25 protein-coding genes and 1 pseudogene are annotated in these 26633 nt (G+C 55.9%); 12 read left to right on the top strand and 14 right to left on the bottom strand.

Annotated features, from left to right (window positions below; all coding sequences use genetic code 11):
- Window positions 1–17: 17 nt before the first annotated feature.
- Complete coding sequence (locus ACG74X_RS03255) at window positions 18–572, bottom strand: CAP domain-containing protein (protein ID WP_411232693.1); 555 nt, start codon at window positions 570–572, stop codon at window positions 18–20.
- 176 nt (window positions 573–748) lie between these two features.
- Here ACG74X_RS03255 and ACG74X_RS03250 point away from each other — a divergent pair, with 176 nt between their 5' ends.
- The gene (locus ACG74X_RS03250; protein WP_411232691.1) at window positions 749–1348 is read left to right on the top strand and encodes a L,D-transpeptidase; all 600 of its coding nucleotides are present in this window, start codon (window positions 749–751) and stop codon (window positions 1346–1348) included.
- A gap of 150 nt (window positions 1349–1498) precedes the next feature.
- Window positions 1499–1690, top strand: coding sequence for a ferrochelatase (locus ACG74X_RS03245; protein ID WP_411232690.1), 192 nt, complete (start codon window positions 1499–1501; stop codon window positions 1688–1690).
- 74 nt (window positions 1691–1764) lie between these two features.
- On the opposite strand, the gene hemH is transcribed toward ACG74X_RS03245, so the two are convergent.
- Window positions 1765–2829, bottom strand: coding sequence for a ferrochelatase (hemH, locus tag ACG74X_RS03240; RefSeq protein WP_411232688.1), 1065 nt, complete (start codon window positions 2827–2829; stop codon window positions 1765–1767).
- Between the two features lie 55 nt (window positions 2830–2884).
- Complete coding sequence (locus tag ACG74X_RS03235; RefSeq protein WP_411232686.1) at window positions 2885–3706, bottom strand: SAM-dependent methyltransferase; 822 nt, start codon at window positions 3704–3706, stop codon at window positions 2885–2887.
- A 35-nt stretch (window positions 3707–3741) separates the two neighbouring features.
- On the opposite strand from ACG74X_RS03235, the pseudogene ACG74X_RS03230 reads away from it, so the two are divergent.
- From ACG74X_RS03230 to ACG74X_RS03210, 5 genes and pseudogenes are all read left to right on the top strand, one after another.
- Window positions 3742–3912, top strand: a pseudogene (locus ACG74X_RS03230) (double zinc ribbon domain-containing protein); the annotation flags it as partial.
- An 81-nt stretch (window positions 3913–3993) separates the two neighbouring features.
- Window positions 3994–4449: a ComF family protein gene (locus tag ACG74X_RS03225; protein WP_411232887.1), complete on the top strand. Its 456-nt coding sequence runs from the start codon at window positions 3994–3996 to the stop codon at window positions 4447–4449.
- Between the two features lie 30 nt (window positions 4450–4479).
- The gene (grxC, locus tag ACG74X_RS03220; RefSeq protein ID WP_411232684.1) at window positions 4480–4737 is read left to right on the top strand and encodes a glutaredoxin 3; all 258 of its coding nucleotides are present in this window, start codon (window positions 4480–4482) and stop codon (window positions 4735–4737) included.
- 5 nt (window positions 4738–4742) lie between these two features.
- Window positions 4743–5576, top strand: a complete 834-nt coding sequence (locus ACG74X_RS03215; RefSeq protein ID WP_411232682.1) for a carbon-nitrogen hydrolase family protein — start codon at window positions 4743–4745, stop codon at window positions 5574–5576.
- On the top strand, window positions 5573–6019 hold the full coding sequence (locus ACG74X_RS03210) for a MarR family winged helix-turn-helix transcriptional regulator (RefSeq protein ID WP_411232680.1): 447 nt from the start codon (window positions 5573–5575) through the stop codon (window positions 6017–6019). The genes ACG74X_RS03215 and ACG74X_RS03210 overlap by 4 nt, the downstream gene beginning before the upstream one ends.
- Here the strand turns inward: ACG74X_RS03210 and ubiG are convergent.
- A complete protein-coding gene (ubiG, locus tag ACG74X_RS03205; protein ID WP_411232678.1) occupies window positions 6016–6786 on the bottom strand; it encodes a bifunctional 2-polyprenyl-6-hydroxyphenol methylase/3-demethylubiquinol 3-O-methyltransferase UbiG in 771 nt (256 codons plus the stop codon). The two genes, ACG74X_RS03210 and ubiG, sit on opposite strands and share 4 nt — an antisense overlap.
- 23 nt (window positions 6787–6809) lie before the next feature.
- Here ubiG and pip point away from each other — a divergent pair, with 23 nt between their 5' ends.
- The 5 genes from pip to ACG74X_RS03180 all read left to right on the top strand — a co-directional run bounded on the left by pip (window position 6810) and on the right by ACG74X_RS03180 (window position 13326).
- Complete coding sequence (gene pip, locus ACG74X_RS03200) at window positions 6810–7781, top strand: prolyl aminopeptidase (protein WP_411232677.1); 972 nt, start codon at window positions 6810–6812, stop codon at window positions 7779–7781.
- 84 nt (window positions 7782–7865) lie between these two features.
- Window positions 7866–8861: an ABC transporter permease gene (locus ACG74X_RS03195; RefSeq protein WP_411232676.1), complete on the top strand. Its 996-nt coding sequence runs from the start codon at window positions 7866–7868 to the stop codon at window positions 8859–8861.
- Window positions 8858–10060 (top strand): ABC transporter permease, encoded by a 1203-nt coding sequence (locus tag ACG74X_RS03190; protein WP_411232675.1) that lies wholly within the window; start codon window positions 8858–8860, stop codon window positions 10058–10060. The genes ACG74X_RS03195 and ACG74X_RS03190 overlap by 4 nt, the downstream gene beginning before the upstream one ends.
- Window positions 10057–11703 (top strand): ABC transporter ATP-binding protein, encoded by a 1647-nt coding sequence (locus ACG74X_RS03185; RefSeq protein ID WP_411232673.1) that lies wholly within the window; start codon window positions 10057–10059, stop codon window positions 11701–11703. Before ACG74X_RS03190 ends, ACG74X_RS03185 begins: the two co-directional genes overlap by 4 nt.
- 69 nt (window positions 11704–11772) lie before the next feature.
- The gene (locus ACG74X_RS03180) at window positions 11773–13326 is read left to right on the top strand and encodes an ABC transporter substrate-binding protein (protein WP_411232671.1); all 1554 of its coding nucleotides are present in this window, start codon (window positions 11773–11775) and stop codon (window positions 13324–13326) included.
- Window positions 13327–13382: 56 nt separating this feature from the next.
- On the opposite strand, the gene ACG74X_RS03175 is transcribed toward ACG74X_RS03180, so the two are convergent.
- The 10 genes from ACG74X_RS03175 to ACG74X_RS03130 form a co-directional block, all read right to left on the bottom strand.
- The gene (locus ACG74X_RS03175; protein WP_411232669.1) at window positions 13383–14066 is read right to left on the bottom strand and encodes a D-lyxose/D-mannose family sugar isomerase; all 684 of its coding nucleotides are present in this window, start codon (window positions 14064–14066) and stop codon (window positions 13383–13385) included.
- A gap of 100 nt (window positions 14067–14166) precedes the next feature.
- Window positions 14167–15480: an ATP-dependent protease ATPase subunit HslU gene (gene hslU / locus ACG74X_RS03170; protein ID WP_411232668.1), complete on the bottom strand. Its 1314-nt coding sequence runs from the start codon at window positions 15478–15480 to the stop codon at window positions 14167–14169.
- Between the two features lie 33 nt (window positions 15481–15513).
- Complete coding sequence (gene hslV, locus ACG74X_RS03165; protein ID WP_411232667.1) at window positions 15514–16071, bottom strand: ATP-dependent protease subunit HslV; 558 nt, start codon at window positions 16069–16071, stop codon at window positions 15514–15516.
- 116 nt (window positions 16072–16187) lie between these two features.
- Window positions 16188–16508, bottom strand: coding sequence for a thioredoxin (gene trxA, locus ACG74X_RS03160; protein WP_411232666.1), 321 nt, complete (start codon window positions 16506–16508; stop codon window positions 16188–16190).
- Between the two features lie 47 nt (window positions 16509–16555).
- Window positions 16556–19951 carry a double-strand break repair helicase AddA gene (gene addA / locus ACG74X_RS03155; protein WP_411232664.1) on the bottom strand — a complete coding sequence of 1132 codons (3396 nt, stop codon included), beginning with the start codon at window positions 19949–19951 and terminating at the stop codon, window positions 16556–16558.
- Window positions 19948–22893, bottom strand: a complete 2946-nt coding sequence (gene addB, locus ACG74X_RS03150; protein ID WP_411232662.1) for a double-strand break repair protein AddB — start codon at window positions 22891–22893, stop codon at window positions 19948–19950. Before addB ends, addA begins: the two co-directional genes overlap by 4 nt.
- Window positions 22886–23566 carry a nucleotidyltransferase family protein gene (locus ACG74X_RS03145; protein ID WP_411232661.1) on the bottom strand — a complete coding sequence of 227 codons (681 nt, stop codon included), beginning with the start codon at window positions 23564–23566 and terminating at the stop codon, window positions 22886–22888. Before ACG74X_RS03145 ends, addB begins: the two co-directional genes overlap by 8 nt.
- On the bottom strand, window positions 23551–24534 hold the full coding sequence (locus ACG74X_RS03140; RefSeq protein WP_411232660.1) for an aminoglycoside phosphotransferase family protein: 984 nt from the start codon (window positions 24532–24534) through the stop codon (window positions 23551–23553). The genes ACG74X_RS03145 and ACG74X_RS03140 overlap by 16 nt, the downstream gene beginning before the upstream one ends.
- Window positions 24531–25004: a tRNA (adenosine(37)-N6)-threonylcarbamoyltransferase complex ATPase subunit type 1 TsaE gene (gene tsaE / locus ACG74X_RS03135; RefSeq protein WP_411232659.1), complete on the bottom strand. Its 474-nt coding sequence runs from the start codon at window positions 25002–25004 to the stop codon at window positions 24531–24533. The genes ACG74X_RS03140 and tsaE overlap by 4 nt, the downstream gene beginning before the upstream one ends.
- A 52-nt stretch (window positions 25005–25056) precedes the next feature.
- A complete protein-coding gene (locus ACG74X_RS03130; protein ID WP_411232658.1) occupies window positions 25057–26565 on the bottom strand; it encodes a PAS-domain containing protein in 1509 nt (502 codons plus the stop codon).
- Window positions 26566–26633: the final 68 nt, after the last annotated feature.

Here is a 26633-nt window from a genome sequence, read left to right as displayed (position 1 = left end):
TTTAGGGAAATCACGGATCAGGACGGCGCGTTGACCGGGATAAACCCGGTTTCACCCGGTGCGCCGACGATCAGGTTCCACCAGATTTTTCCATTGGGTTCCTGGAACCAGGAAAACCCCATATCCCGACCCGTCGGGTCAAGCAGAACAGCACGCGTCGTGGGCGTTTCCATCCATGCGCCAAGCGTTTCCAGCTCTGTTTCGTAGGTTTCGGAAATGGCTTCGCCCACCAAGCGGCCAGAATACCCTGCGCGTTGGATACGGGTGATCGGGGAAGACCCGTCAGACCCGAAATGCCAGGGGCGGTTCTGAACGCTCATGTCGCGGGCGTGTGTTGCGGCTGCTGCATTCAACCGCGCATTCAGTTCAAGAGCGGGCGCGCCGGATGCCTGACGCAACGCGTTCAGCGCGTCGAGCATCCGAAACTGAATGCGTCCGGTATCGCCTGCGCGAATCCGGTACAGGCGCGGAAGTGGCTTTCCATCCGGACCAAGCGTCGGTGTGACAGGTGCCCCGGCACAGGCTGTTAATGCCAAGGCCGCTGCCCCCAAAAGAAATGTCGAACGCTTCATGATCAGTCACCTAAATCCTGGTTCATATTTCGCTTAGCCGCACAGGTGCGTGGGATCAAACACACAAGGCCAAGATTCGCCGGTCTGACATTCCTTTGAATTGCGAGTGAGGCATTCCGGTCATATGTTCATTGAGACCCTAAAGACCCTGTTTTCGTAATCAAGAGGCCAACGACATGGCAAAATCTACGCGTTTCTCCGTTAATCGCCGCGCGTTTCTGGCAGGATCGGCTGCGGCAATCGCCACACCGGCTGTCGCGCAAGACGTGAACGATGCGTCAACAGTCGAGATCGAGCGCGATTTGTCGCAGATCGTGCGCCGGAACATATCAAGTTTCCGCTCGCTCGACTGGCGGCCGTATTTCAGCAACCTGAAAGACGGAGCAATCTTGGTTGATATCGATTCGCGCGCTTTGCACTACTGGATGGAAAGCGGTGACTATCGCTTGTACCCGTCTTCGGTGCCGCTTAGCGAAGATCTGACACGCCGCGGTCGCACGCGCGTGACCCTCAAAGACCCGGAACCGGATTGGCGTCCAACTCCGGCGATGAAAAAGCGCAATCCAGAATGGCCAGATTATGTACCTCCGGGTCCGGATAACCCGCTTGGCACACGGTCCTTGCACCTAAGCTGGACGTATTATCGTATTCACGGCACGCACGACACCCGCAAGATCGGACGGCGTTCTTCGAATGGCTGCATCGGCCTTTACAACGAACATATCGAAGAACTGTACGAGCTGGCAAAAGTGGGCACACAGGTGTTGCTTATTTGACGACATAGCGGCAACGCCGGAAAGTCGTTTGATAGGATAGGTTTGCAATTGCCTTCATAAGCTGCTTACAAAGCCCTACGAGGTAAGTCTTGGGTGCTTGTTGCGTCATACCTTATGGTGGACCGACACGCTAATTATCTGGAGGTTAACATGAAGAAACTCGTTCTCGCCGCTGCGTTTGCTGGTGCTGCTTCGACAGCAATGGCCGGTTCTTACGCAAAAAATGATGTGGTGATGGAGCCAGTCGTCGTTGTTGAAGAAGCAGCGGCAAGCTCCTCTTCCGCAGGTCTGATCATCCCGTTGGTCCTTATCGTCCTTCTGGCTGCTGCAGCTGCTGACTAATCCAATTTGGGTTAAGAAATTGAAAAAGGCGGTGCTTCTGGCACCGCCTTTTTTATTGCAACCGGCCGCTTCGTTTAATCAAGCCACCCGTTCAGGTTCTCTTCGATGACGGCAGACAGCGCAGTGATATGCGCCGGATCGTCGTTCAGGCACGGAATATAGGTGAAATGCTCGCCGCCGGCCTCTTCAAAGCTTTCCTTGATCTCTTCATTGATCTCTTCCAGCGTCTCGATACAGTCCGCTGAAAAGGCAGGCGCACAGACAGCGATGTTCTTTTTCCCGTCTTCCTCTGCAAGCCGCGCTACTTCTTCGACGGTGTAAGGCTTGAGCCATTCTTCAGGGCCGAATTTTGACTGGAAGGTCGTCACAATTTCGGAATCATCCCAGCCAAGCCGCTCTTTCAACAGGCGCGTCGTCTTTTGGCACTGGCAGTGATACGGATCGCCTTCCATCAGATAGCGCTTTGGCACCCCGTGGTACGAACACACCAGGATATCCGGGCGCTTTTCCATCTTGGAATAAGCTGTCTCGATCGACTGCGCCAATGCTTCGATATAGAGCGGATGTTCAAAATACGGGTCGACCGTGCGAACTGTTGGTTGCCATTTTTCTTCCATCAGCGCGCGGAATAATTGATCATTGGCGGTGGCCGACGTGGCTCCGGCATAGTGCGGATAGAGCGGGAAAAAGAGGATCTTGCGGCATCCTGCCTCGACCATCTCGCGGACCTTGGATTTCGTCGACGGATTGCCGTAGCGCATGCAGAAATCAACCATCACCTGATCGCCATAGCGGTTTTTCATCGCTTCGGTAACTTTGGCCGTCTGGTCCTTGGTGATCGTCATCAACGGGCTTTCGCCTTGTTCTTCGTTCCAGATCGACTTGTACGCTTCGCCCGAACTAAACGGACGTTTCGTCAGAATGATCAGTTGCAAAAGCGGCTGCCACAGCCATGGGCTGTAGTCGATGACACGCCGGTCTGACAGAAACTCGTTCAGATACCGACGCATTGGCCAGTACGTGTAATCATCCGGCGTTCCCAGGTTGGCCAACAGGATACCCACCCGTGCCGCCGGCACCTTTGGATGCTCGGTTGGTGCGTGGGTCGGGCGTTGCGCGGTTTTTGTGGCGTCCAACATCAGGCCTTCGTCCTTAAACAATCTTTCGGGCTACCTAAGCTCTATCCCGGTCAGGTCAATCTTTGAGAGGCGTTTCGACGGTTTTCAATGCATCTGCCAGCCTTTGTGAGGCTGATCCCGGGCGCAATGGCTTTGGCTGTGACGCATCCGGTGCCCATCCTGTCAGCGTGATCAGTTCAAACGTGGCAGGGATTCGGCCATCGTCGCGCCCATAGGTGTCGATATAGGTTTCAACGGTGCGCATCAGCAGATCGCGCCTCATCGCGGTGCGTAGACGCCCGGAAAGCGCATTGGTTTCCCCCATCGCGCGAAGATCGCGCATCAGATGCAAGGGTGTTTCGTAGGTTGTGGTCAACATTGCGCTGTCTGCGACGGGCAAAGCCAGCCCGGCGCGCTGCAGCAATGCGCCAAGATCGCGGATTTCGCCCATCGGCGCAACCCGTGGGGACAGACCACCGGTGACATCCACCTCTGCCTGCCCCAACGCGGCGCGCAATTCATGCAGGGTTTGCCCGCCCAATGTAACGACCAACAAAAGCCCATCGGCCTGCAACGCCCGGCGACACTGGATCAACTGCCCGACAGGATCATTCGCCCAATGCAGGGCAAGACTGTGTATCACCAGATCATGTTTGTCTTCGACAAGATCCAGGATGTCATCGTCCTGAATAAAACGGGCATCGGGAAAGCGCGCCTGCCACATCTGTGGAAAAGGAGAGATGATCGCCGGGTTGCTAAACGTTTTGTTAACCAGCGACAGACGATCCTCGATATCAGCCATCGCTTCTTCGTGCAGAAACAGCGCAGGGTCTTTGGCCGCGCGAGCACGGTGCGCCGTCAGCGCGTTGCGATCGGTCAGTTGAGGAGTATCAGACATGAGGCGCAGATAGGGTGCTGCAGGCTGGATTGCAAATGGCCTTGCGTATGGTTTATCCGCCGCGCTGTCTTGCGTGCGGGGGCCTTGTTGAACAGGATCACGGTCTTTGCGCGGCGTGTTTCGCGGAAACGCCGTTTATCACGGGGCTGGTCTGTGATCTTTGTGGTGTGCCCCTTCCGGGGACATCCGAGGATCGTGTGCAATGTGATGATTGCATGCGTGTTGGCAGGCCCTGGGTGCGCGGACGCGCTCCGCTTCGGTACGAGGGCGTTGGCAGAAAGCTTGTCTTGGCCCTGAAGCACGGGGATCGGCACGATATTGTCAAAACCGCCGCCGATTGGATGATCGGTGCGGGCGCAAATCCACTGGCTCCGGATACCGTTGTGATCCCCGTCCCGCTGCATCTGACACGTCTGTTGAAGCGCAAGTACAATCAGTCGGCCTTGCTGGCCCAAGCGATTGCCGCGCGTCGTAAGCTGGTGTATTGTCCCGATGGGTTGCTGCGCATACGGCGGACTGCATCGCTGGACGGAAAAAACCGTGCTGACCGGTTTGCGGAACTGTCGGATTCTATCGTGCCCAATCCAAAAAGATCGGCATTGCTGAAAGACCGGCCCATTCTTTTGATTGATGATGTCATGACATCGGGCGCAACGCTGGGGGCCTGTTCATTGGCCTGTCATTCTGCACAGAGCCGCGAGATTTGTGTCATGGTTCTGGCACGCGTTGCAAAGGCAGCCTAAATCCCAGACAATCATGTTAAGGGATCTGCCATGCAAAATATCGAAATTTACACTTCGCCACTTTGTGGTTTCTGTCATGCGGCAAAGCGGTTGTTGACGCAGAAGGGCGCGACCTTCACTGAAATCGACGTTCTTGCCAATCCAAAGCGCAAGCCAGAGATGATTCAGCGCGCGAATGGCAAACGAACGGTGCCGCAGATTTTCGTCGGAGACACCCATGTCGGTGGCTGTGACGAGCTTTACGCCTTGGAGCGGGCTGGAAAGCTTGATCCTTTGCTGGCGGCCTGAGCCACATGCGGGCGGCGTTGCTTCAATTGACATCGTCGGATGATCCGCAAAACAATCTGCGGGTCACGTCCGACCTTGTGCGCGATGCGGCGGCTGAAGGTGCGGAATTCATTTTGACGCCCGAAGTCACCAACTGCCTAAGCAATAGCCGATCACACCAGCGTACGGTTCTCCACAGGGAACAGGACGATCCGACGCTTTCGGCGTTGCGGGACGATGCCGCTCGGCTTGGTGTTTGGCTGTTGATTGGGTCTTTGGCACTGAAAGCCGACCCGCCCGAGGCGCGATTTCTGAACCGGTCTTTCCTGATTGCACCGGATGGGTCAATTGCTGCCCGTTACGACAAGATTCACATGTTCGATGTCGCGGTATCAGAGACCGAAACCTATCGGGAATCCGCGGGGTTCAAACCGGGTGACACAGCTGTGGTAGCCCAAACATCCTTTGGAACCGTTGGGTTGAGCATCTGCTATGATGTCCGGTTTGCCTATCTTTATCGCAAACTGGCGCAGGCCGGTGCGGGGATTCTGACCGTTCCTGCCGCTTTTTCACACGCGACGGGTCCGATGCATTGGGAACCCTTGTTGCGGGCACGCGCGATCGAGACGGGATCGTATGTTCTGGCCCCGGCGCAAATGGGTCAGCACCCCAGCAGCAAAGGCCGGTCGCGTACAACACATGGTCACTCTTTGGCCATCTCACCTTGGGGAGAGGTGCTTATCGACGCAGGACAGCGCTTTGGTGCGCATTATGTTGACGTCGACATGTCAGATGTAGAGAATGCGCGTAAGAAAATTCCGTCTTTACAGCATGATAGAGATTTTGGCGGACCCGCATGAGTGACAGCAGCCCCCTTGCCATTTCGCTTTTCAGCGAATTGCTGACCGCAGATCAACTTTTGCGGAACAGGCTGACCCGTGTATTGCCCAATAAAATGGAGATTTCGCATTTTTCCGTTCTGAATCAGCTGGCCCGTGGCACATCGGAACGGACACCCGCGCAGCTGGCGAAGTCTTTTCATGTGACACGGGGGGCGATGACCAACACCTTGGGAAAACTCGAAGCGGCTGGATATGTTCACATTCGCCCCGATTGGGACGATGCCCGACGTAAACAAGTGTCAATCAGCCCTGCAGGTCTTGCTGCGCGCGATGCGGCGATTGCGGCGATCACACCTCTGATCAACGAGATGGTGACCGAATTGGGCGACACCAAAGTGCGCGCGGCAATCCCCGTGTTGCGGGAATTGCGGGTGAAACTTGAATCTGCGGGTTCAGATTAAGCAGGCTTGAGCGCTGCAGTGACATAATTCACGCTGAGGTCACGATCCGACAACCGCCATTTCCAAGTGATCGGATTGAATTGAAATCCCTTTCGATCAACCGGGTCCAGACCGGCTTGGCGCATCAGATCAAAGAGTTCATCCGGGGTGATGAACTTGTTCCACTCATGCGTGCCCTTGGGCAGCCAGCGCATCACATATTCCGCGCCCACTATCGCCATCGCAAAGCTTTTGGGATTGCGATTGATCGTTGAACAAATGTGCAGCCCGCCGGGTTTGAGCAATTGCTGGCAGGCGGTCAGATAGGCCAGAGGATCGGCGACGTGTTCCACAACCTCCATATTCAAAACAGCGTCAAATTGTTCGTTGTCGGCCGCCATCGCTTCGGCGGTGGTGTGACGATAGTCGATGTCCAGACCCGAGTGTTCGGCATGGGTTCTTGCCACGGGGATGTTACGCTCTGCCGCGTCGACGCCAACCACTGTGGCACCAAGGCGGGCCATCGGTTCGCACAGCAGCCCGCCGCCGCATCCGATGTCAAGAATGCGCAATCCGGAGAACGGTGTCGCTGCGTTCAGATCCCGGTCGAACTCTTCTGCGATTTGTGTTGTGATATAATCCAACCGACACGGGTTCAGCATATGCAGCGGCTTGAACTTGCCGTTTGGATCCCACCATTCGGCGGCCATGGCCTCGAATTTTGCGATTTCTGACGGATCAACAGTTGTGACACCGGACATGCGACGTTTCCCCATGGTCTTTTTCATTCTTGGAGCAATATAGATTGCGTATGGACAAATACCCGAGCCAAAAGCGCGCAGTGCAATATCTCTACCCGCCGATTGATCCCTATGATCAACGTATGCTGTCCGTTGGTGATGGCCATATGGTCTATGTCGAACAATGCGGCTCTGACACCGGGATACCCGTGATTGTTCTTCATGGAGGTCCGGGCGGTGGGTGTAGCCCATCAATGCGTCGCTATTTTGATCCGCAGGTATTTCGTGTGGTCTTGTTTGATCAACGCGGCTGTGGGCGGTCGCGACCGCATGCCAGCGTTGCCAACAACACCACCTGGGATCTGGTGCGAGACATCGAATTGATCCGTGAAACACTGGGCATCGAGCAATTCATCGTCTTTGGCGGAAGCTGGGGGGCCACCCTGGCGCTGATCTATGGTATTTCGCACCCTGATCGGGTGAGCCACCTTGTGCTGCGCGGTGTGTTTACCATGACCAAAGCCGAGCTGGATTGGTTCTATGGCGGCGGGGCCGGGCAATTCTGGCCGGAAACCTGGGCTCGGTTTGTCGATATCATTCCCGAAGATGAACGGGACGACCTGATTTCGGCATATCATCGCCGTTTGTTTTCCGGAGATCTGCGAACAGAGACGCGCTATGCCCGTGCATGGTCGGCTTGGGAAAACGCGCTTGCGTCGGTGTATTCAAGCGGATCAGGCGGAGAGTCCCCCGGCGATTATGCGCGGGCCTTTGCGCGGCTTGAAAACCATTACTTCATCAACAACGGTTTTCTTGAAGAAGATGGGTGGATTTTCAAGAACATGGATCGTCTTGCGGGGATACCGGGGTCGATTGTGCAAGGTCGCTACGACATGATTTGCCCGCCTGTCCGGGCGTGGGAATTGGCGCGGGTTTGGCCCGAATGTGATCTTCGCATGATCCGGAACGCCGGCCATGCCTTGTCAGAACCCGGGATAAGTGCCGAGTTGGTAAGGATTATGGACACAATTTCAGAGGCTTAACAGAAAACAGGTATTTCCGGTTTACACATTCCCGTTGCTTGCTAACCTAAGGGCCAATCCGGGAACAACGATTAAGCCGAAAATTTGAATTCCGTTATCCGCATCATATTGCAGCGCTTGGCGCTTGGCTTGCTGACCCTCTTTGTCGTTTCCGTTGTGATTTTCACTGCTGTCAACATGCTGCCGGGCGACTTTGCTCAAGCCATTCTTGGTCAAGGCGCGACACCCGAAGCGGTTGAGGCGATCCGCAAGGACCTGGGTCTCGATCAGCCACCGATCACCCGGTATTTTCAATGGCTTGGCGGGGCCTTGCAGGGTGATCTGGGCAATTCGTTTGCGCAAGCCAATTTTGCAAGCTTTGTGGGGGCTGACAGCGGCGTCAGCACAACCGTCGCACAACAAATCGCGCCGCGCTTTGCGAATACGATGTTTCTTGCCACGGTTACCGCAGTGATTGCTGTGCCGTTTGCGATTACTTTGGGAATTCTTGCCGCGCTCTATCGCAACTCTGCCTTTGACCGCGCCACCAATGTCACGACATTATCCTCGATCTCGTCGCCAGAGTTCTTTCTGGCCTATGTGCTGATCCTGTTTCTGGCTGTTTTGAATCCGTTACTGCCGTCGCTGTCGAACATCTTTGACGGGATGTCCTTTGGCGAGCGTCTGGAAAAAACGCTGCTGCCGGCGCTGACCCTGACACTGGTGGTCACGGCGCACATGATGCGTATGACCCGCGCTGCGATCATTAACCTTTTGGCGTCGCCCTATATCGAAATGGCGCGGCTTAAAGGCATGTCGCCGATGCGGGTGATTGTGAAACACGCCCTGCCGAACGCGCTGGCACCGATCATAAATGTAATCGCATTAAACCTTGCGTATCTGATCACCGGGGTTGTGGTTGTTGAAGTGGTGTTTGTGTATCCGGGTATCGGTCAACTGTTTGTGGATAGTGTCAAAATTCGGGATATCCCGGTTGTTCAGGCCTGCTGCCTGATCTTTGCAGCGGCGTATATTCTGCTCAACCTGACGGCCGATATCATGTCGATCCTGTCGAACCCACGTCTGAGGCATCCGAAATGAATACGCTTTTGACCCTGGGTCTTTTGCTGGTGGGACTTGCGCTGGGCGGTTGGCTGTTGCGGTTTGTCGGCCAGAAGGCGACGGGAAATGCGCCAACCTTTCGCGACATGCCGTTCGCCGTCGCGTTTGGATATGTGTTTGCGGCAAGCCTGTTCCTATTTTCGGTGTGGTACTATTTCCAACCCACGGTCACTGATGCGGGTACGCCGAATGCAGGCGTGGTTTTCTTTCGGTGGGCGGTTCATTTTTTCATCGTCTCGGTCATTGCGGCGTATCTGTTTCGATTGCTTGGCCGGACAGTTGGAACAGAAGGGACCAAGAAGCTCTTTCGCCAAATGCCGTTAACGGCAAGCTTTGGTGTGCTGGTTGTCCTGTTATACGCGTTTACGGCAATCTTTGCGCCTTTGTTGGCCCCATTCGGCCAAGACGAGATTTTTGCGCGTGTGAATGTGCTTCCGGGTGGAAACGAGGCGAGCGGCGGCGACCCTATGCATCCGCTTGGCACAGATCAGATCGGCCGCGACCTGCTGAGCCGGTTGATCTATGGCGCGCAAAACACGGTTGGGATTGCGTTTGTGACCACCTGTCTGGCGTTTTTCCTGGGTGGGACACTGGGTTTTCTGGCGGCAACGCTGCAGGGATGGCTTGATCAGGTTCTGAGCCGCGCGGTTGACGTTCTGATGGCCATTCCGTCGCTTATCTTTGCCTTGTTGTTGATGACCATTGCAAGCGCTTGGGCTGGGTCAGAACGATGGTTGCTGACCGTTTACATGGTGATCATCATTGCGGTGATCGACAGCACACGTGTCTTCCGCCTTGCGCGTGCGGTGGGCCTGAACATTGTTGTCATGGACTATATCGAGGCGGCCAAACTGCGAGGTGAAGGGTTGGGCTACCTGATTTTCCGGGAAATCCTGCCCAATGCAACTGCGCCGTTGCTGGCAGAATTCGGTTTGCGCTTCTGCTTTGTGTTTCTGACCATCGCATCACTAAGTTTTCTGGGTGTTGGCATTCAGCCACCGCTGGCAGATTGGGGAACGATGGTCCGAGATAGCGCGCAGTTTATCAACTTTGCTGCCTTTTCACCGTTGACTGCGGCATTGCCCATCTTGGCGGCGGGAGCCATTGCTCTGCTGACTGTTGGGGTGAACTTTATTGTAGACTGGATGCTTCAGAAAAGCTCGGGATTGAAAGAATGAACGCGCTGGTCGAAATCCGCGATATCTTCATCGAGGGACGGAGTGATGAAACCTGGATGCCGATCATCAAAGGCATCAGTCTTGATCTGAACAAAGGCGAGGTTCTTGGCCTGATCGGTGAATCCGGCGCAGGCAAGTCGACATTGGGGTTGGCCGCCATGGGGTTCACCCGTGATGGCGTGCGTATTTCCGGCGGATCGGTGAAATTTGACGGGATCGACCTGCTATCTGCCTCGTCGTCGCAAAAGCGCAACCTGCTGGGCAAGCGCATCGCCTATGTCGCCCAATCGGCGGCGGCCAGTTTCAATCCGGCACACAAGCTGATTGATCAGCACACAGAAGGCCCTGTGCAACATGGCGTGATGAGCCGCGCCGAAAGCATTGAAGACGGAATCGAGCTGTACCGTCGTTTGCGTCTGCCAAATCCCGAAGAAATCGGGTTCCGTTATCCCCATCAGGTGTCGGGTGGTCAGCTTCAGCGCGCGATGACTGCGATGGCGATGTCTTGTCGTCCTGATCTGATCATTTTCGATGAACCGACGACCGCTCTGGACGTGACCACCCAGATCGAGGTGCTTGCCGCAATCCGCGATATTGTCGAACAGTTCGATACTGCCGCGATCTATATCACGCATGACCTTGCGGTTGTTGCGCAGATGGCGGACAGGATCAAAGTTCTGCTTAAAGGGGATGAGGTGGAAGAGGCGGACACACGCACCATGCTGACGGACCCGAAAGAAGAGTACACCAAAAGCCTTTGGGCCGTTCGAGCCTTTGAGCGGCCGCAAAAACCCGCAGTGCATAGCGGCGCGACCCCTGTTGTCTCTGTCCAGAACGTATCGGCGTCTTATGGCAAGATTCCGGTGCTGCATGACATTAGTTTTGACATCCACGAAGGGCGTACGGTTGCTGTTGTCGGTGAATCCGGATCTGGCAAATCCACCGCGGCGCGGTGCATTACCGGCTTGCTGGCACCCACCCAGGGTGTGATCCAATTCGCAGGTGAAACACTGCCAGCCGGCTATAAGCAGCGCAGCAAAGATCAGCTGCGTCAGGCGCAGATGATTTATCAAATGGCCGATACCGCACTGAACCCGCGTTCAAAGATTGGCGATATAATCGGTCGCCCTGTGCAATTTTACATGGGACTGACCGGCAAGCAGAAGCGCAGGCGCGTCGAGGAGCTTTTAGAAGAGATCGAGATGCCAGCCGCGCAATATATTGACCGTCTGCCCGGTGAATTGTCTGGCGGTCAAAAACAACGCATTGGCATTGCCCGTGCCCTTGCAGCCGAGCCAAAGTTTATTATCTGTGATGAAGTGACCAGCGCGCTTGACCAGTTGGTCGCCGAAGGCATTCTTAGGCTTTTGGCGCGACTTCAAGACAGCTTGAAGCTAAGTTATATGTTCATTACGCACGACCTTGCGACGGTCAAAGCCATTGCCGATGAAGTTGTGGTAATGAAAGAAGGGCGGGTTGTCGAACAGGGGACAAAGCACGACATGTTTGTGCCACCACACCACCCCTATACCGACCTGTTGTTAAGTTCGGTTCCGGAGATGGACCCTGATTGGCTCACAAATCTGCTGGATAAACGTGGAGTTGATAACATCGGTGACGCCGCTGCTGATAAAATATCATGAGAATCGCTTCTCTGATCAAACAGAGAGCAGGGCTGAAAAGCCCAGCACGCCAAAAGGGAGACTATCAAAATGACTAGAATGAACAGACGTGGATTGCTGAAAACCGGCACGGCAGCTGCCGTGTTGGCCGCGAGCGGCCTATCCGTGCGCGCCGATGCCAAACGCGGTGGGCGCCTGGTTGCCGGGCTTTCAGGGGCCAACACCTCAGACAGCTGGGATGGTCGCACCCATTCTGATTTGTTCATGATCGCCAGCGCACAAGGCACCGTGTTCGACAGTCTGACAGAGGTCAGCGCCGACGGTTCGCTGGCCGGGGAATTGGCAACCAATTGGGAAGCCTCTCCGGACGCCAAGGTCTGGACCTTCGACCTGCGCAAAGGTGTGACATTTCACAACGGAAAGCCTTTTGGCGCGGACGATGTGATTGAGTCTTTGCAGATTCATGTCGCGGAAGGCTCTAAATCGGCGGCCCAGCCGATTGTGGACACGATTGCCGACATGAAAAAGCTGACGGACCACCAGGTTCAGATGACATTGAAAACGGGCAATGCCGATTTTCCCTACCTTATGTCGGATTACCATCTATTGATCTATCCTGCCGGGCAGATCGAGGAAGCCATTGCCAAAGGGATCGGCACGGGCCTTTACAGGGCCGAAAGCTTTGAACCGGGCGTGCGTATGGTCGCAAGCCGCGTGGACAGCCATTACAAGGATGGCGAAGCTGGCTGGTTCGACGAGGTGGAGTATATCGCCATTAACGACAATACCGCCCGGATGAACGCTTTGATGACGGGCCAGGTCGACGCGGTCAATCGCATTGATTTCAAGACCGAGCCGCTTTTGCGCGCCAATCCGATGATCAATATTCAAGAAGTGACGGGAAACCAGCAATACACTTTCCCGATGTTGACCAATGTCGCGCCGTTTAACGATGTGAATGTGCGCCGCGCATTGAAATATGGCATCAACCGTCAGGAGATGGTCGACAAAATCCTTCTGGGCCATGGCCAGGTTGGAAATGATACGCCCATTGGCCCTGCGAACCAGTATTATCATGGTGATATGGAGCAGCTTGCCTACGATCCAGATCGCGCCAAATTCCATTTGAAAGAAGCTGGTCTGTCATCGCTTGATGTGGACCTGTCCACATCTAACGCGGCGTTCGAAGGTGCGGTGGACGCCGCACAATTGTATCAGGCGTCCGCCAAGGCCGGAGGCGTGAACATCAACGTGGTGCAAGAACCTGCGGATGGTTACTGGTCGAATGTGTGGCTTAAAAAGCCATGGTGTGCCTGCTACTGGTCAGGCCGTGCGACCGAAGACTGGATGTTCTCTTTGTCATATGAAGAGGGCGCACCCTGGAATGACACGCAGTGGGGTAATGATGACAGCGAACGGTTCCAGAACCTACTGGTCGAAGCCCGTGCAGAGCTGGACAGCGACAAGCGTCGCGAGATGTATTACGAGATGCAGCAGATCCTGCGCGATGATGGTGGCGTGATCCTGCCAATGTTTGCCAACTACGTTCAGGCGTTGACCAACAAGGTTGCCACACCAGAGACGGTTGGAAATCTTTGGCAGATGGACAACGGCCGCATGGCAGAGCGGTGGTGGGCTGTTTAGCCGGAACGGTGCACTTTGAAGGTTGGGTCGGGCAAAACTGCCCGACCGGATCAACGCTAAGGTGACAGGTGGATGTCGTAATCCGAAACCAAGAGGTACAGCGGGTCTTCATCTTCTTCGATATTCGAAAACCGGCCAATCGGCTGTTCAAAGATGTTATCAGTCAGATCATCATTCACTGTCGACACTTCGCCAATCAAAACATCGCCACCATCCGCCCAGAATGCGTGCCAGTTGTTTGGAAAAAGAGTCACTGATTCACCCGGATCAAGAGCTAAATGTTCGCCGGCAGGAAGTGTTCGGTGGATGCCGTCAACCATCACGGACACATCGGCATCGCGGTCAATGTGACCGGCAGAATCGGCCATAAACAGCTCGATCACCAGCGTTCCGCCACCCCGGTTGATGATATCCTCAACCTTGAGGTTATGACGGTGCATCGGGCTCAGCTGTTTGACGCGCGAGATCATGATTTTTTCGGCATAGAGCATGGCGCTTTTCTTGCCCAAATCGCTGTTCAATCCGTTGCGGGTTGTGAACAGAAACAGCCCCATATCATCGAACTTTTCGGCCCCGTAATCGGTGATGTCCCATCCCATGCGACGGGCCTTTATCTGGGCATGATTGCTTGCCTTCAGGGCCCGTGGGGAGAGATATGCAAAGGGCGGTAATCTGTATCCGAAGGATCGGATAAATGCGTCACCTTCGCGCAAAATGTCATTGATGCGGGACCGTTTCATGCTGCGCCTCTTGGCGGTGTCGGTGCCAACGTAAACAAGCATCTCCGCTGGTGGAAGTCGCTGATGCCTCCGGCGGGGATATTTTTAGCAAGAAGACGGATCAGAGCACGTAGCGGCTCAGATCGCTCGACTTGGTCAACTCGCCTAAGTGCTTTTCCACGAATGCGGCGTCCACAATGACGGATGTTCCCGGTTGATCCGGCGCGTCAAAGCTCAGGTCTTCGAACACCCGTTCCATCACCGTATAGAGCCTGCGCGCGCCGATGTTTTCCACCGACTGGTTTACATCCGCCGCGATTTTGGCAAGGGCGGCAATGCCCTCTTTCGTGAACGTGACATTGACCTCTTCGGTGGCCATCAACGCGGTGTATTGCAGGGTCAGCGCGTTGTCGGTTTCCGTTAGGATGCGCACGAAATCCTCTTCGGTTAGCGCCCGCAGGTTTACCCGGATTGGCAGACGGCCTTGCAATTCGGGCAATAGATCTGACGGTTTGGCAATGTGAAAGGCACCGGAGGCGATGAAGAGGATGTGATCGGTTTTCACCGGGCCGTGTTTGGTGCTGACGGTGGTGCCTTCGATCAGCGGCAACAGATCACGCTGCACACCTTCGCGGCTCACATCGCCGCCGCGCGTTTCCTGGCGGGCTGCGACCTTGTCGATTTCATCCAGAAAGACGATGCCGTTCTGTTCAACCGACTCAAGCGCCTTTTCCTTGATCTGTTCGTCGTCCAGAAGCTTGTCTGCTTCTTCCGCAATCAGAGTATCGTAGCTTTCTGCCACCGTCATGCGTTTGCGCGTGGTCCTTCCAGCAAAGGCTTTGCCGAAGAGGTCGCCCAAGTTCATCATACCCGCACCACCACCCATATTGGGTTGTCCGGGGATGTCCATCATCGGGAAGGGGCTTGAGGTGTCTTGCAATTCAAGTTCGATCACGGTGTCGTCCAGAAGCCCGTCCTGAAGTTTTTTGCGGAACATCTCTCGGGTTGCATCGCGCGCGCCTTCGCCTGCAATGGCTTCGATCACGCGTTCTTCGGCGGCTTCGTGAGCTTTGGATTTTACGTCTTCGCGCATTTGGTCACGGGTCATAGCGATGGCCGCATCCACCAAATCGCGGACAATCTGTTCTACGTCGCGCCCGACATAGCCCACTTCGGTAAACTTGGTGGCCTCAACCTTGAGAAATGGGGCCTTGGCCAATTTTGCCAAGCGGCGGCTGATTTCGGTTTTGCCAACGCCGGTCGGGCCGATCATCAGGATGTTTTTCGGGTACACTTCGTCCCGCAGATCATCGGTCAATTGCTTGCGCCGCCAACGATTGCGCAAGGCCACGGCAACGGCGCGTTTGGCGTCTTTTTGTCCAATGATAAACCGATCCAGTTCGGACACGATTTCGCGGGGGGTGAGGTCGGTCATAGAGTGATCCTTTCAGGCAGCGGAAGGCAGCGTTTAGGCGCTGATTGCCTCGACCGTCAGATTGCCGTTGGTGTAAACGCAGATATCCGCTGCAATCGCCATCGCTTCGCGCGCGACGGTTTCGGCGTCCTTGTCTGTATCCATCAGGGCGCGACCTGCGGCCAGCGCGTAGTTGCCGCCCGATCCGATCGCCGTCACATCATGTTCCGGCTCAAGCACATCGCCGGCACCGGTGATGACATATAGCTCTGATCCATCTGTCACGATGAGCATCGCTTCCAGTTTCTGCAGGTACTTGTCGGTGCGCCAATCCTTGGCCAGTTCCACACTTGCACGCTGCAATTGTCCGGGCGTGTTCTCGAGCTTGGCCTCCAGCCGTTCAAGCAAGGTAAACGCATCGGCGGTTGAGCCTGCAAATCCGGCGACAATATCGTAACCACCCGGTGAAATACGCCTAACTTTTCGGGCGGTACCCTTGATGACCGTTTGACCAAGACTGACTTGGCCGTCTCCTGCAATCACAACCTTGCCACCCTTGCGAACGCCAATGATTGTGGTGCCGTGCCAGCCGGGAAACTCTGTGTCAGCCATGCCAAGTCCTTTGCCTGTTTGGTGTGGATATGGGCCGAACCTTTCACTGGCACAAGCCCCGCAACGCAAAACGCCCGGCGAAAGACACCGGGCGTTTGTCACAAAACCATTTAATCTCAGATACTTTCGTCGATCCAGCCTTTAAGAGCCGCCTTTGGCGCGGCACCGGTTTTGTTGGAAACCACCTGACCGTCCTTGAAAATGAAAAGGGACGGGATGCCCCGCACGCCCATGGCTTGGGCTGTGTTGGGGTTGGTGTCAACGTCAACCTTGGCGATCTTGACTGCATCGCCATATTCTGCCGCCAGCTCTTCCAGAGCCGGGCCAATTTGCTTGCACGGGCCGCACCATTCGGCCCAGAAATCTACCACAACGGGTACGCTGGAATTCTTAACTTCGCTGTCGAAAGTTTCGTCAGTTACGGCGACGGTGGACATCTGGTCTCTCCTTGCGGCTGTGCGCATGATTGGGTCGGAGCAAGAGACTAAGTATCCGAAGTCGGGGCGTCAAGGTGGCTGGCTCTCAAGAGAGCTTGGGTCGTCAGAGACGACGGCAGCATCATGTAGGTGGCAGGGCGGGTCCACAAAATCCCGGTTTCAATTGCCCGGTCGGGGTAAATCTTGGTGAGTATTGCGTGATAGGCCCCCATTTGGCGAAGCAGGCCCTCAGGCGTCTTGCTTGGGGTATTTGGGACGATGCGATTGGTTTTGAAATCGACTGCCGTGATTTTCTTTGGGGTGACGATCAATCGGTCGATGATACCGTGGACCGATTTTTCCCCCAGTTCGGTAAGACGGGCTGTAACGGGGGTTTCGGCCAGCGCCTGGGGATCAAAGATATGTGACAGCTCTGGGCATGAAAGTACGGTCAGAGCCTCTTCAATCAGGTCTGCGGCCGATGGGTGAGATCCCATCAGCCGCTCTGCAAGTGATCGTTGGTCGTTTGGGGGGACAGCAGGGAGCGTTTCGAGCAACAGATGGATCATCGTACCGCGGTCTTTGGCCATTTCGGTTAAATCACCATCGGCGCCGGACAGCGCCTTGGCACCGCCAAGATCAGAGGGGCTTAAGATCTCGACCGGAGGCTTTGCAACGGGCGCTGATGTCCCGAAGATATCGGGCAACGCTGGCGTGTCTGTCGCGTCGGGTCCCGCAGCCGCTTTATCCGGATCAGGCCATGTCAGATGGTCCAGCCGCTGGCCCAGTTTTGGCCCGGAATCCTCGAATTCAAAAGATGTGGACACGCCGCCAACTGTCTCTAACGTTGCCGAAATACGGTCATGCCAGCTTTCTGCGCGTTTGTCCGGTGCCCCTGCTGCCGCGACAACAAGCCAACGTTCCGCACGTGTCAGAGCCACATAAAGCAGGCGGTCTTTTTCCTCTTCTTCGGCTTGGCGCGCTCGGTCCAATGCGTTGCGTTGATAGGCCGCGCGTGTTTTATCTGACCCGCGCCAATGGGCGTGACCGTCGGCCAGGACAAAGGTTTCCTTGCTGGACTGAGACGCCTTTTTGTGGGTGTCCGGCACGATGACAATCGGCGCTTCCAATCCTTTTGCCCCATGGATCGTCATTACCCGAATCCGTGCCCCGGCACTGTCTACGCTTCGCTTGATTTCGATATCGTCCGTTTCCATCCAGTGCAGAAACCCGGTCAGGCTGGGAATGTCGGTTTGTTCATAGGCCAAGGCCTGATTGAGCAAGGCGTCGATACCGTCTTCGGCCTCTTCACCCAACCGCCCGATCAGTTTTTGCCGTCCCTGATGCCGGATGAGAATCCGTTCCAAAAGGTCGTAGGGTCGCAGAAAGTCCAGTCGGGCGCGGAGGTCTTCGAGAACCTCAAGAATGGCGGGATATGTGTCTCTTTGCTTGCGCAACTCTTCCCAAAGATGCGGAGATTTGCGCCGGTGGGCGAGGTCAAAAATGGCCTGTTCATCCAGGCCAAACAGCGGGGATCGCAAGGCTGCGGCAAGCGAAAGGCTGTCTTCTGGGGTGGCCAGAAAGGCAAGCAGCGCGCGCAAGTCCCGGACCGCCAGTTCCGCCATAACCTTGAGCTTGTCTGCGCCTGCAATCGGAAGCCCACGTGATTTGCAGGCTTTCAGGATTTCGTGAAACAGCGCCCCGCGACTGCGCACCAGAATAAGAAAATCGCCAGCATGAACGCGGCGGGTCTGAATTGACCCGTCGTCGGCTTTTCCGACAGGCAGGGCCGTTCCATCCGTCAGTGTCCGATGGATAAAACCCGCAACCCTGCTGGCCAGTACTACATTATGGTGTGTCGGGCTTACCCGATCGACCGGAGAGTCCCACGGCATGTCGTCATCGTCATGTGTGGCGGGTTCCAGCAAGGGCCACAGATCGACGCGGCCCGGAAGGGTATCATGGAAGGAAATGTGGGTCTGATCCGGCAAAAACCCGGCTTTGTCGCGCCCCCGAAACAAGGTATCCACCAATCGTAAAATCGGAACCGAGGATCGAAACGAATAGCTTAACTGCCCGTCCTGCAATGGCGCGGGTGTCGTCTTCATCTGATCCTGAAACGCCAGGCGCATATGATCGAATTCTTGCGGATCTGCGCCCTGGAACGAATAAATCGACTGTTTTTTATCTCCAACCACAAAAATCGTGCGCTGAATATCTGCACGCGCGCCGTCGCCTGAGGTGAATTCCTGGGCGAGTCGGTTGATCACTTCCCATTGCGCAGGGCTGGTGTCCTGGGCTTCGTCGACCAAAATGTGATCAATACCCCCATCAAGACGATAGAGCACCCATTGCGCCTGTTGGCTGTCTGTCAAAAGCTGTCTTGTCCGGGTGATAAGATCATCAAAATCCAACCAGCCAAGTGTCTGTTTCGTGCTCTCGTAGCGTCCAAGAAAGGCGTCGGCGAAACGGTGCAGCGTGGCGTCGCGTGCGACAGCGTCCAACGCCAGGCGCGTTTCACGCGCGGATTCGACCCTGCCAATCAGATCTTCAAAGCGTGCCATCAGCGGCGAAAGAACGCCTTCACGCAGTTTTTTCGTCGGAATAGACCCTATTTTTGCAACGCCATCCGCTTTGAGAAGCACCGATTCCAGTGTTCTCAGGGCCTGTAAATCCGGGGCCGTCACCTTTTGGAGGGCACGCCCCAATTTTTGATCCATCGGACCGCTGGCCAATAGATGTGGCACAAACTCTGCCAAAAGAGCGATTTCACTGCCCAAAAAAACGCTGTTCACCACATCGTCGCGTGATGCATTTCCCGGCAATCCGTACCGTTCTAGCAATTCGGCATGTGTCAGCGATGGTGCGAACCCGTTCCTATGCCCGACAATCGCGTCGGCCAATTCCTGTAGCGGATTGTTGGACGCGATGCGCGCGATATCGGCGATCAAATTGGCCTCTGGCCCCTGCGCCATGTCATCCAGAATTTGCTCTCGTAAAAGCTGAGCCGCGCGGTCGTCGATTTCTTTGAATTGCGGGCTGATCCCAGCTTCCAGCGGAAAACGACGCAAGATAGACGCGCAAAAGGCGTGAATTGTTTGAATCCGCAGCCCACCGGGCGTTTCGATGGCGCGCGCAAACAAGGTGCGCGCGCGCGATAGAAAGTCAGAGGTCAGATGATCCTGATGTTCTCCAAGTTCCAAAAGCTGTTTGGTCAGCGCAGCGTCATCCAGCATTGCCCATTCCCCCAGCCGCTTGAACAAACGGTTTTGCATCTCGCTTGCAGCGGCATTGGTGAAGGTCAGGCACAAAATGCGTTCCGGGCGGGTATCGCCCAACAAAAGACGGGCCACACGGTCCGTCAGAACGCGGGTTTTTCCAGATCCCGCATTTGCGCCCAGCCAGGTCGATTTACCTGGATCGGCCGCCCGAACCTGGGCTTCTGTCGCATCATTTCGGATCATGAGAGAATAACTTTCTGCGCAGCGTCCGATGCATCCCATTCGCCGAAACGCGACAGTTGATCATAGTCTGATCCAAAGACATCTTTGTGCATCTTGTTGCGTGCGGTATACCCTGTGTTTGGGTCGCGATAGGCATCAATCAGGGTGGTCAACATTGCCAATATGCGCTCTGGCGGGCATTCTTCGAGAGGTGCTGGCACCTCTTTGCCCTCTCCGGTCAACGATATGTAACGTGCGTCAGCCACCCCGCGCGGTGAAATCTGGGGAAACCCGCCCTCGCAGATGAGTGCGGCTGTCACAAGCAGCTGCACGTCAAACAACATCTGTTGATCCTTGGTCGGCGCGGTTCCGGTTTTGTAGTCATAGACCAACGCTTCGCCCCGGCTGTTCAGATCAATTCTGTCTGCTTTTGCGGTAATCCTGAAGGGCGGGGTAGATATGTCCATTGCGCCGGTTTTTTCGAACAGAACAGGCCGCGCCATCGCACGTCGGGCGCGTTCGTTCTGGACGAACCACTCGGCGATTTTTTCGATCCGAACACGCCATTGAATCCGGTCTGTCGGCCACGCGACCTCGGAAGTCAGAACATCTTCGGCAATCGCGACCAGTTTCTCTGTGCTGATGAGATCGGCCTTTTCAGCGGTATCAGAGACGAATTCCTCAAATACCTTGTGAATAACTGTCCCGCGTTTCATGGCATTGGGCGCGTGCTGAATGGGATGCAAAGGCCGCAAGCGCAGCACCTTGGAGGCGTAAATGGCATAAGGATCGCGGATCAGTTTCTCGATATTGGTGACCGACAATTCTGTTGGTCGGGCGCTTACCGGGGGAATCGGTGACGGGCGCGCGGCAGGGTCGGTTGCGATGGGGGTTTCCAACACGCGCCCAAGCCGGAGCCATTTTTGGCCACGATCTCTGATTTCGGCAAGCGCGTCTGGTCCACCGGTTCTGGGCAATCCTTTCAACAGGTTGGTCAGACGGTTAAGCCACCGGGACGGGACTGTTTCGGCATCTTCGGATCGCTCGGCTCGGGTAAGCCAGACCTCGTTGGCACCAACCGCCTGCTGGAAGTCATGGGCCGACAGGCCGATCCGTCGCTCTGGCAAGAGTAAACCCACCTGCTGGCGCATGCGCCGGTTGAGCCACGGATCGGGAGGCGGAGCATCCGGCCAGGAATGTTCGTTCAACCCGCCAAGGATCACCAGATCAGCCCCCATGACACGTGCCTCGATTGTGCCCCAGATCAGGATATGCGGATGCGGCGCATCGCGGTCTCGCACCTCTTCTGATCGCAGAACCCCATCGACAAGATCCGCGTAATCGCGGGCCGTCATGGCACCGCCGAAATAGGCATTTTGGACAATCGCATCGAACGCTTTGCGGCAGGTTTTGCCAGCGTCCTTGGCCCAAAGCTCGGATGCATCGGTGCTGCTGGCACCGGCGCAAATCGCTTCAGCTTGGGCGATATGCTGGGTGACCTGATCCGACAATGACAACCTTCCGGTGATGGCAGGACGCAGAAGGCAGGCGTCAATCCACGCCAGCCAGTCCGCTGCCTCATCCGCCTTTTTCCATGCCATCAACTGTTGTAAATCGGGATAGGGCACGCCTTTGTTTCTGATGAAAAGTTCAAGCTCGGATGTCCAAAGAAGGTGTTGTCCACGATCCGCGCCTGAATGACATAATGGGTGTTTGAGCAGTGTCAAAAGCGCGTCCGCAGTTGGTCCGTTGACCCGCAATTGCGCGATGTGACGTAACAATCGACCCGGAGCGGTCAGCTGGGCGGGTGTTCCCGCGCTGTCATCCGGCAGGATGCCCCACCGGTCCAGCAATGCGCTCACACGACGGGTCAACATGCGATCTGGGGTGATCAAGGCGGCTGTTGTGCCGTCTTCTGCCGCTTGGCGCAGACGCAGTGCAATGGCTCGGGCCTCATCGCGTGGTGAAGGCGCTTCGAGCAAGGTCAGAGACTGTATTGCGTCGGTCAACGGCGGCAAATTCGGCCCGTCGCTTAACCATTGATCCGTCACAGGTGCGGGGCGCAGGGACAACGAGACAAGGGCGTTCCTTGCGGGGTTCGGTGCTGCCGTGTCGGTCCAAGACGAAACCTGATCCGGCCCGATCTGCAATCGTTCCATCAGTCGTGCAAATCGAAACTGCGGATGGTCTTCGCCCTGCATTGCGTCTGTGTTGCGGGCATTGTTGCGCAGCACAGACCAAACGTGGGTGGGCGTGTCAAAATCAAACCCCGGCAGGATCACCGCACCTTGCGGTAACCGTGCCGCGGCGCACATCAGTTGAAACGCAGAGCCGCGTGATCCTGTAGATCCGGCAATGACAATCGGATGGTTTGGTGGGTGATCGACCCAACGCGCCAGTTTTGACCTGAGAACCGTTCGATTGATCGTCGCAATGTCTGGTGCGTCGGTTGCGGGGTCAAAGTAATGCGTGATGATCCCGAGGAAGCGCTGCGCGCGTTCCCAATGGCCGGATTGATCGGTGACATCAAGATTTGCGATATCGTCCGGCGTGACGCCCTCGGCTTGCATTTCGTCCAGCAACGCGCCAAGGCTTTGCGCCAGATCGTAAGTTGCGGAACGGGGGGCCAAACTTGGGTCGGCATCAATCAACCGTCCAACCAGCTCTGCCAGTTCGAGCTGTCGTCTCAGGGCGGGTACGGGGTCTGGCAACACCGCCCTGTCCAATGGGTCACCAAGGTCGGTGATCAACCGGATGCGGGGCAAGAAACCGGCACCGAGGGAATCGAAAACGGTTTCGACGCGCCGCTGCATCCGCCGGGTGTTCAAAACCAGCTCGACCCGAGCCATCGCTTCGGGCGGGGCATCTTGCAGACGGTGCTTGAGGCCCAACACCAGTTGTTGTGCAAAATCTGCGCCCGGTGGAAGCGCGAAAATACGCGGTGCATCGCTGGGATCAAACATGGGATGTCCTTAACATGTCTTCAGCCAGCGCTATGCCTTCGGGATGCCCAACATCACACCATTGCCCGGGATACGAAATGGCGTGTAATGCATTCTGTCCGACAAGATCGTCCCAGATTTCTTTTAAGGAAAACACGGTTTTGTCCTTATCAGACACGAGATCTGTCCGAAGGATCTGGGCTCCGGAATAGATCATTGTGGTTCCCCAAACCGCATGGCCATCGCTGGACATGTCGAAATCCCCCGTGCCGATATGCCCAATCACCTGTGCCTTCGGGACGCACAGCAGCAAGGCCTGCATGTCATCTGTCCAGGCGTCTTGAAGTAATTTCAGCGGGTTTGGCCCTTGCCATACCGCGTCGCTGTTCAGCGTGAACACCGTTTCGGCGTCCAACATAGGCAGCGCGGCCTTGAGGCCACCGCCGGTGTCCAGGATATCAGGGAATTCGACCCTGACCTGAACCGGGCTTTGTGCGAAATGGTGAATTATCTGGTCCGATTTGTAATGCGCATTTACCACGACGGTCCGAGGGTCAAAGTCATTCACCCATTTCATTGCATGGTCAATCAAGGGTTGCCCCGCCACCTTGATGAGCGGCTTGGGTTGATCAGCGGTCAAGCGGCCCATTCGCGTGCCGAACCCGGCAGCAAACAACATTACGGCGTCAGGCATTGTTGCCTCAAAGTGTTAAGCCGATCTGGCGTTGGGGGTGGAAAGCTGTCGGTGATCAGGCCTTTCAGGGGTTTGGCAACCGGGGCGTCCAGGCTGGTCTGGATATGGGCCCAGACCCTTGGAATTAGGGCCAGGTATCCCGGTTTTCCGCGTTCCACTGCCAATCGGGCAAAAACGCCAAGAATGCGCAGGTTCCGCTGGATGCCCAAAAGATGGAAGAGTGCCGCTACGCGGGTTTCAGAGCGGCCTGTTCGTTCCAGGTAATGGGTGAACGTTGCATGGCGGCAATCATCCGACACGTCGCGCCGGGCATCCTGAAGCATGGACACAAGGTCATACACCGGCGGCCCGATCACCGCGTCCTGAAAATCAAGAAGACCAACACGTCTGATGCCATCCCGATCGGGCAGCCAGATCATGTTCTCTGCATGATAATCGCGAAGAACCATGACATTGGTGCCGGGCAGATGGGCGGCCAGCCGTTCCGACAGACATTTCCGGATTTCAACAAAGCTCTGACCGGGCGTTCCTCCCATGGCGGGCAGGTAATGGGTGAATGCGGGTTCGATCATGTCGCCCAGAATTTGGGACCCCAGTTCCGGGATCTCGTCCGGCAGCGCGCATTGCTCAAGATGGCACAGGACATCCGTTGCGGCGCGGTATAGCTGGTTTTCCATACCGGGGTCATTGCCGATCACTTGGGCGAATTGGGCATCGCCAAAGTCTTCGATCAGCATCAATTGTCCGGTTTGAGCCATTATCGACGGGGCCGATAGCCCTACCGCCTGAAGATGCCGGGACATAGCTGCAAACCGTGCTGTGTCACCTTGTGGATCAACCATCAACAGGGCGCGTTTTCTGCCTTTAGAGAGCCGGATGTATCGCCGGGCTGAGGCATCACCGGCCAATGGTTCTTGTTGTGCTGTATCCCACCCGTGTTCGGCGAGGAATGTTGTGAAATCCGTCATGTCACCACCCGTGCCATCACATCCGACCATTTTGGATCAGTCCATGTCAGGGTGATCTGCCGTGTGTCATCATGATTTGAATCCTGGATATCCAGGTGGAGCGCATGGCTTGGTGTCAAATCTTGCAGGCGATCCGGCCATTCGATCAGGGTGATGGCCGTTTCAAACGCGTCCAACAACCCCAGTTCGATAATCTGATCCGGCGCGCCAAGGCGATACAGATCAGCATGCCACAGCTCGCATTCGGGCAAATCATAGGTCTGTACCAGTGTGAATGTCGGCGACGGGACATCCTCGGGTTCTGAAAGGCGCGATTGGATCAATGCGCGGGCGAAATGGCTTTTGCCAGCACCAATGCCCCCGGACAGAAGAAGACAATCGCCCGCTTTCAGAACGGCCCCAAGAGAGGTGGCCAGATGCGCCGTGGCGTCAGGGGAATGTGAGGCGAACGCCGCGCGATGGGTAGTCATGCCGCCATGATGACTTGCCGCAACGCGGGTCGCAAGATTGGAAGTTGCCGGTTCAGGCGGAAACGATCTCCAAACGATCTTTTTCGTCGTTTTGTGCCTGGCGCTTATGACCGATGCTAAAACGGATCAGCGTGGCCCCGTAGCACATTGGATCAATGCGGCAGGTCACGTCACGCCCATCTCTGGAACGCAGGTCGGTGTCCCAGCTGGCGCGTTCGGTTGTGCGTGTGACAAAATCCCGGATTTCCGGCCAAATCGGGTTGGGGTGAAAGGCGGCTTTCCAGTCCTGCGTTGCATCCAGAATATTCGCGTCAGTGATGCTGGTATCCGGATCAACCTTCCAAGCCTCTTTGTAGGCGGCATTGCACACCGTCAGGATGCCTTGCTGGTTAAACACCGCCACCGCGTCATCCAGGGTATCAATCAGGGATTGCATCGTTTCCAGCTCGGTTCGGAATCCCCGTGTGAGAGAGACTTCTGCGGTGATATCGTTAAACAAAAACGCAATCGCACCGTCCGGATAGGGGCGTCCAGTCACATCATAGGTTTGACCGTCAGACAGAGTCCATGTCTCGCGGAACCGGTCATCACTTGCAGCCGCAACCAGCTTTGCCATGCGTTCGCGCCAATCATCATAGTTTTTAGGTTCGGGCATGATCTGCTGTTCGCGCAGTTTGTCGAAGAATTCGAATAGATTTGGCCGCCCACTTAGAAATTCGGCTGACAGTCCGCTGAGATCGATCAAAGCAGGGTTGAACAAGGCGAGCCGGCGGTCGCGGTTGAAAATCGCCAGACCGGTTGTCAGGTTGGCAAAGGTCTTCGACAGGGTCTGCACAAAGTTGCGCTGGGCTTCTTCGGCTTTCACCACAGCATCGACTGCGGAGGCAAAATGCAAGTCACCCTCGGCTGTTTTGTGGATGGATACGTCGAACCAACGATCATCGCGGGTGTGTTTTGATTTCAGGGAAATCCGTTTGGTGCCACGCGCTGTCGGCGGCTGAATAAGATCCGTGATATGCGCCGCAAGTGGTTTTGAGCCGGCATAATCCTGTTCCAACGCTTTGAAGGTTGCGTTGCTCCATTGAACGGTGCCGTCTGGATCGCCGAACCAAATCGCGTTAGGGGCGAGGTCCAGAGCAGGCGAAATATGCGCCAAAGCGACTTCGGCCTGTCGCGTTTTGAACCAGTTTTTCGGTTGGGCGTCTTTCGGGATCAGTGTCACACGGGTGACATCCTCAACTTGCGTCACCTGTACCGTGACGCCAGACTCGCCCGCTTCTCCAACGGGCGCGACGGCTGTCTTGGGAAATGCCGGAACTGTTTTTTGCAAGGCTTGGGCGACGTCCTGCCATGTTGGTTTGCCTTCGCTGTCTGGCAATAACGGCCAGATTGCGTTGTCGGCATCGATAAGCTGGTCGTCGCGAAACAGCAAAGCGATGGAGGTGTCCGGCGTACTGGCTTCAGGCGGCTGTCCGACCGCGTTACGGCGCATCAGAACGGTGGTTGCGACCCCGGCACATGCAAGTCCGATCACCACAGAAACAAATACCCAGATATCCATATCGCACCGCGCTGTTCCACATCTGTCCTATTGAACAGCGAGATGATTAACGGTTCGTTAAGGTTGAA

The organism is Marivita sp. S0852, assembly GCF_046591575.1.
GTDB lineage: Bacteria > Pseudomonadota > Alphaproteobacteria > Rhodobacterales > Rhodobacteraceae > Marivita.
This window is presented reverse-complemented; position numbering and strand designations above follow the sequence as displayed.

Excerpts from the sequence above, each read along its gene's own strand:
- trxA (WP_411232666.1), bottom strand. The coding sequence starts at position 16,508 with ATGTCCACCGTCGCCGTAACTGACGAAACTTTCGACAGCGAAGTTAAG.
- addB (WP_411232662.1), bottom strand. The coding sequence starts at position 22,893 with ATGTTTGATCCCAGCGATGCACCGCGTATTTTCGCGCTTCCACCGGGC.
- ACG74X_RS03235 (WP_411232686.1), bottom strand. The coding sequence starts at position 3,706 with ATGTCTGATACTCCTCAACTGACCGATCGCAACGCGCTGACGGCGCAC.
- pip (WP_411232677.1), top strand. The coding sequence starts at position 6,810 with ATGGACAAATACCCGAGCCAAAAGCGCGCAGTGCAATATCTCTACCCG.
- ACG74X_RS03145 (WP_411232661.1), bottom strand. The coding sequence starts at position 23,566 with ATGCCTGACGCCGTAATGTTGTTTGCTGCCGGGTTCGGCACGCGAATG.
- hslV (WP_411232667.1), bottom strand. The coding sequence starts at position 16,071 with ATGGCTGACACAGAGTTTCCCGGCTGGCACGGCACCACAATCATTGGC.
- ACG74X_RS03250 (WP_411232691.1), top strand. The coding sequence starts at position 749 with ATGGCAAAATCTACGCGTTTCTCCGTTAATCGCCGCGCGTTTCTGGCA.
- grxC (WP_411232684.1), top strand. The coding sequence starts at position 4,480 with ATGCAAAATATCGAAATTTACACTTCGCCACTTTGTGGTTTCTGTCAT.
- ACG74X_RS03215 (WP_411232682.1), top strand. The coding sequence starts at position 4,743 with ATGCGGGCGGCGTTGCTTCAATTGACATCGTCGGATGATCCGCAAAAC.
- addA (WP_411232664.1), bottom strand. The coding sequence starts at position 19,951 with ATGATCCGAAATGATGCGACAGAAGCCCAGGTTCGGGCGGCCGATCCA.
- ACG74X_RS03190 (WP_411232675.1), top strand. The coding sequence starts at position 8,858 with ATGAATACGCTTTTGACCCTGGGTCTTTTGCTGGTGGGACTTGCGCTG.
- ACG74X_RS03245 (WP_411232690.1), top strand. The coding sequence starts at position 1,499 with ATGAAGAAACTCGTTCTCGCCGCTGCGTTTGCTGGTGCTGCTTCGACA.
- ACG74X_RS03185 (WP_411232673.1), top strand. The coding sequence starts at position 10,057 with ATGAACGCGCTGGTCGAAATCCGCGATATCTTCATCGAGGGACGGAGT.
- ACG74X_RS03140 (WP_411232660.1), bottom strand. The coding sequence starts at position 24,534 with ATGACGGATTTCACAACATTCCTCGCCGAACACGGGTGGGATACAGCA.
- ubiG (WP_411232678.1), bottom strand. The coding sequence starts at position 6,786 with ATGAAAAAGACCATGGGGAAACGTCGCATGTCCGGTGTCACAACTGTT.
- ACG74X_RS03130 (WP_411232658.1), bottom strand. The coding sequence starts at position 26,565 with ATGGATATCTGGGTATTTGTTTCTGTGGTGATCGGACTTGCATGTGCC.
- ACG74X_RS03255 (WP_411232693.1), bottom strand. The coding sequence starts at position 572 with ATGAAGCGTTCGACATTTCTTTTGGGGGCAGCGGCCTTGGCATTAACA.
- ACG74X_RS03210 (WP_411232680.1), top strand. The coding sequence starts at position 5,573 with ATGAGTGACAGCAGCCCCCTTGCCATTTCGCTTTTCAGCGAATTGCTG.
- ACG74X_RS03180 (WP_411232671.1), top strand. The coding sequence starts at position 11,773 with ATGACTAGAATGAACAGACGTGGATTGCTGAAAACCGGCACGGCAGCT.
- hemH (WP_411232688.1), bottom strand. The coding sequence starts at position 2,829 with ATGTTGGACGCCACAAAAACCGCGCAACGCCCGACCCACGCACCAACC.
- tsaE (WP_411232659.1), bottom strand. The coding sequence starts at position 25,004 with ATGACTACCCATCGCGCGGCGTTCGCCTCACATTCCCCTGACGCCACG.
- hslU (WP_411232668.1), bottom strand. The coding sequence starts at position 15,480 with ATGACCGACCTCACCCCCCGCGAAATCGTGTCCGAACTGGATCGGTTT.
- ACG74X_RS03175 (WP_411232669.1), bottom strand. The coding sequence starts at position 14,066 with ATGAAACGGTCCCGCATCAATGACATTTTGCGCGAAGGTGACGCATTT.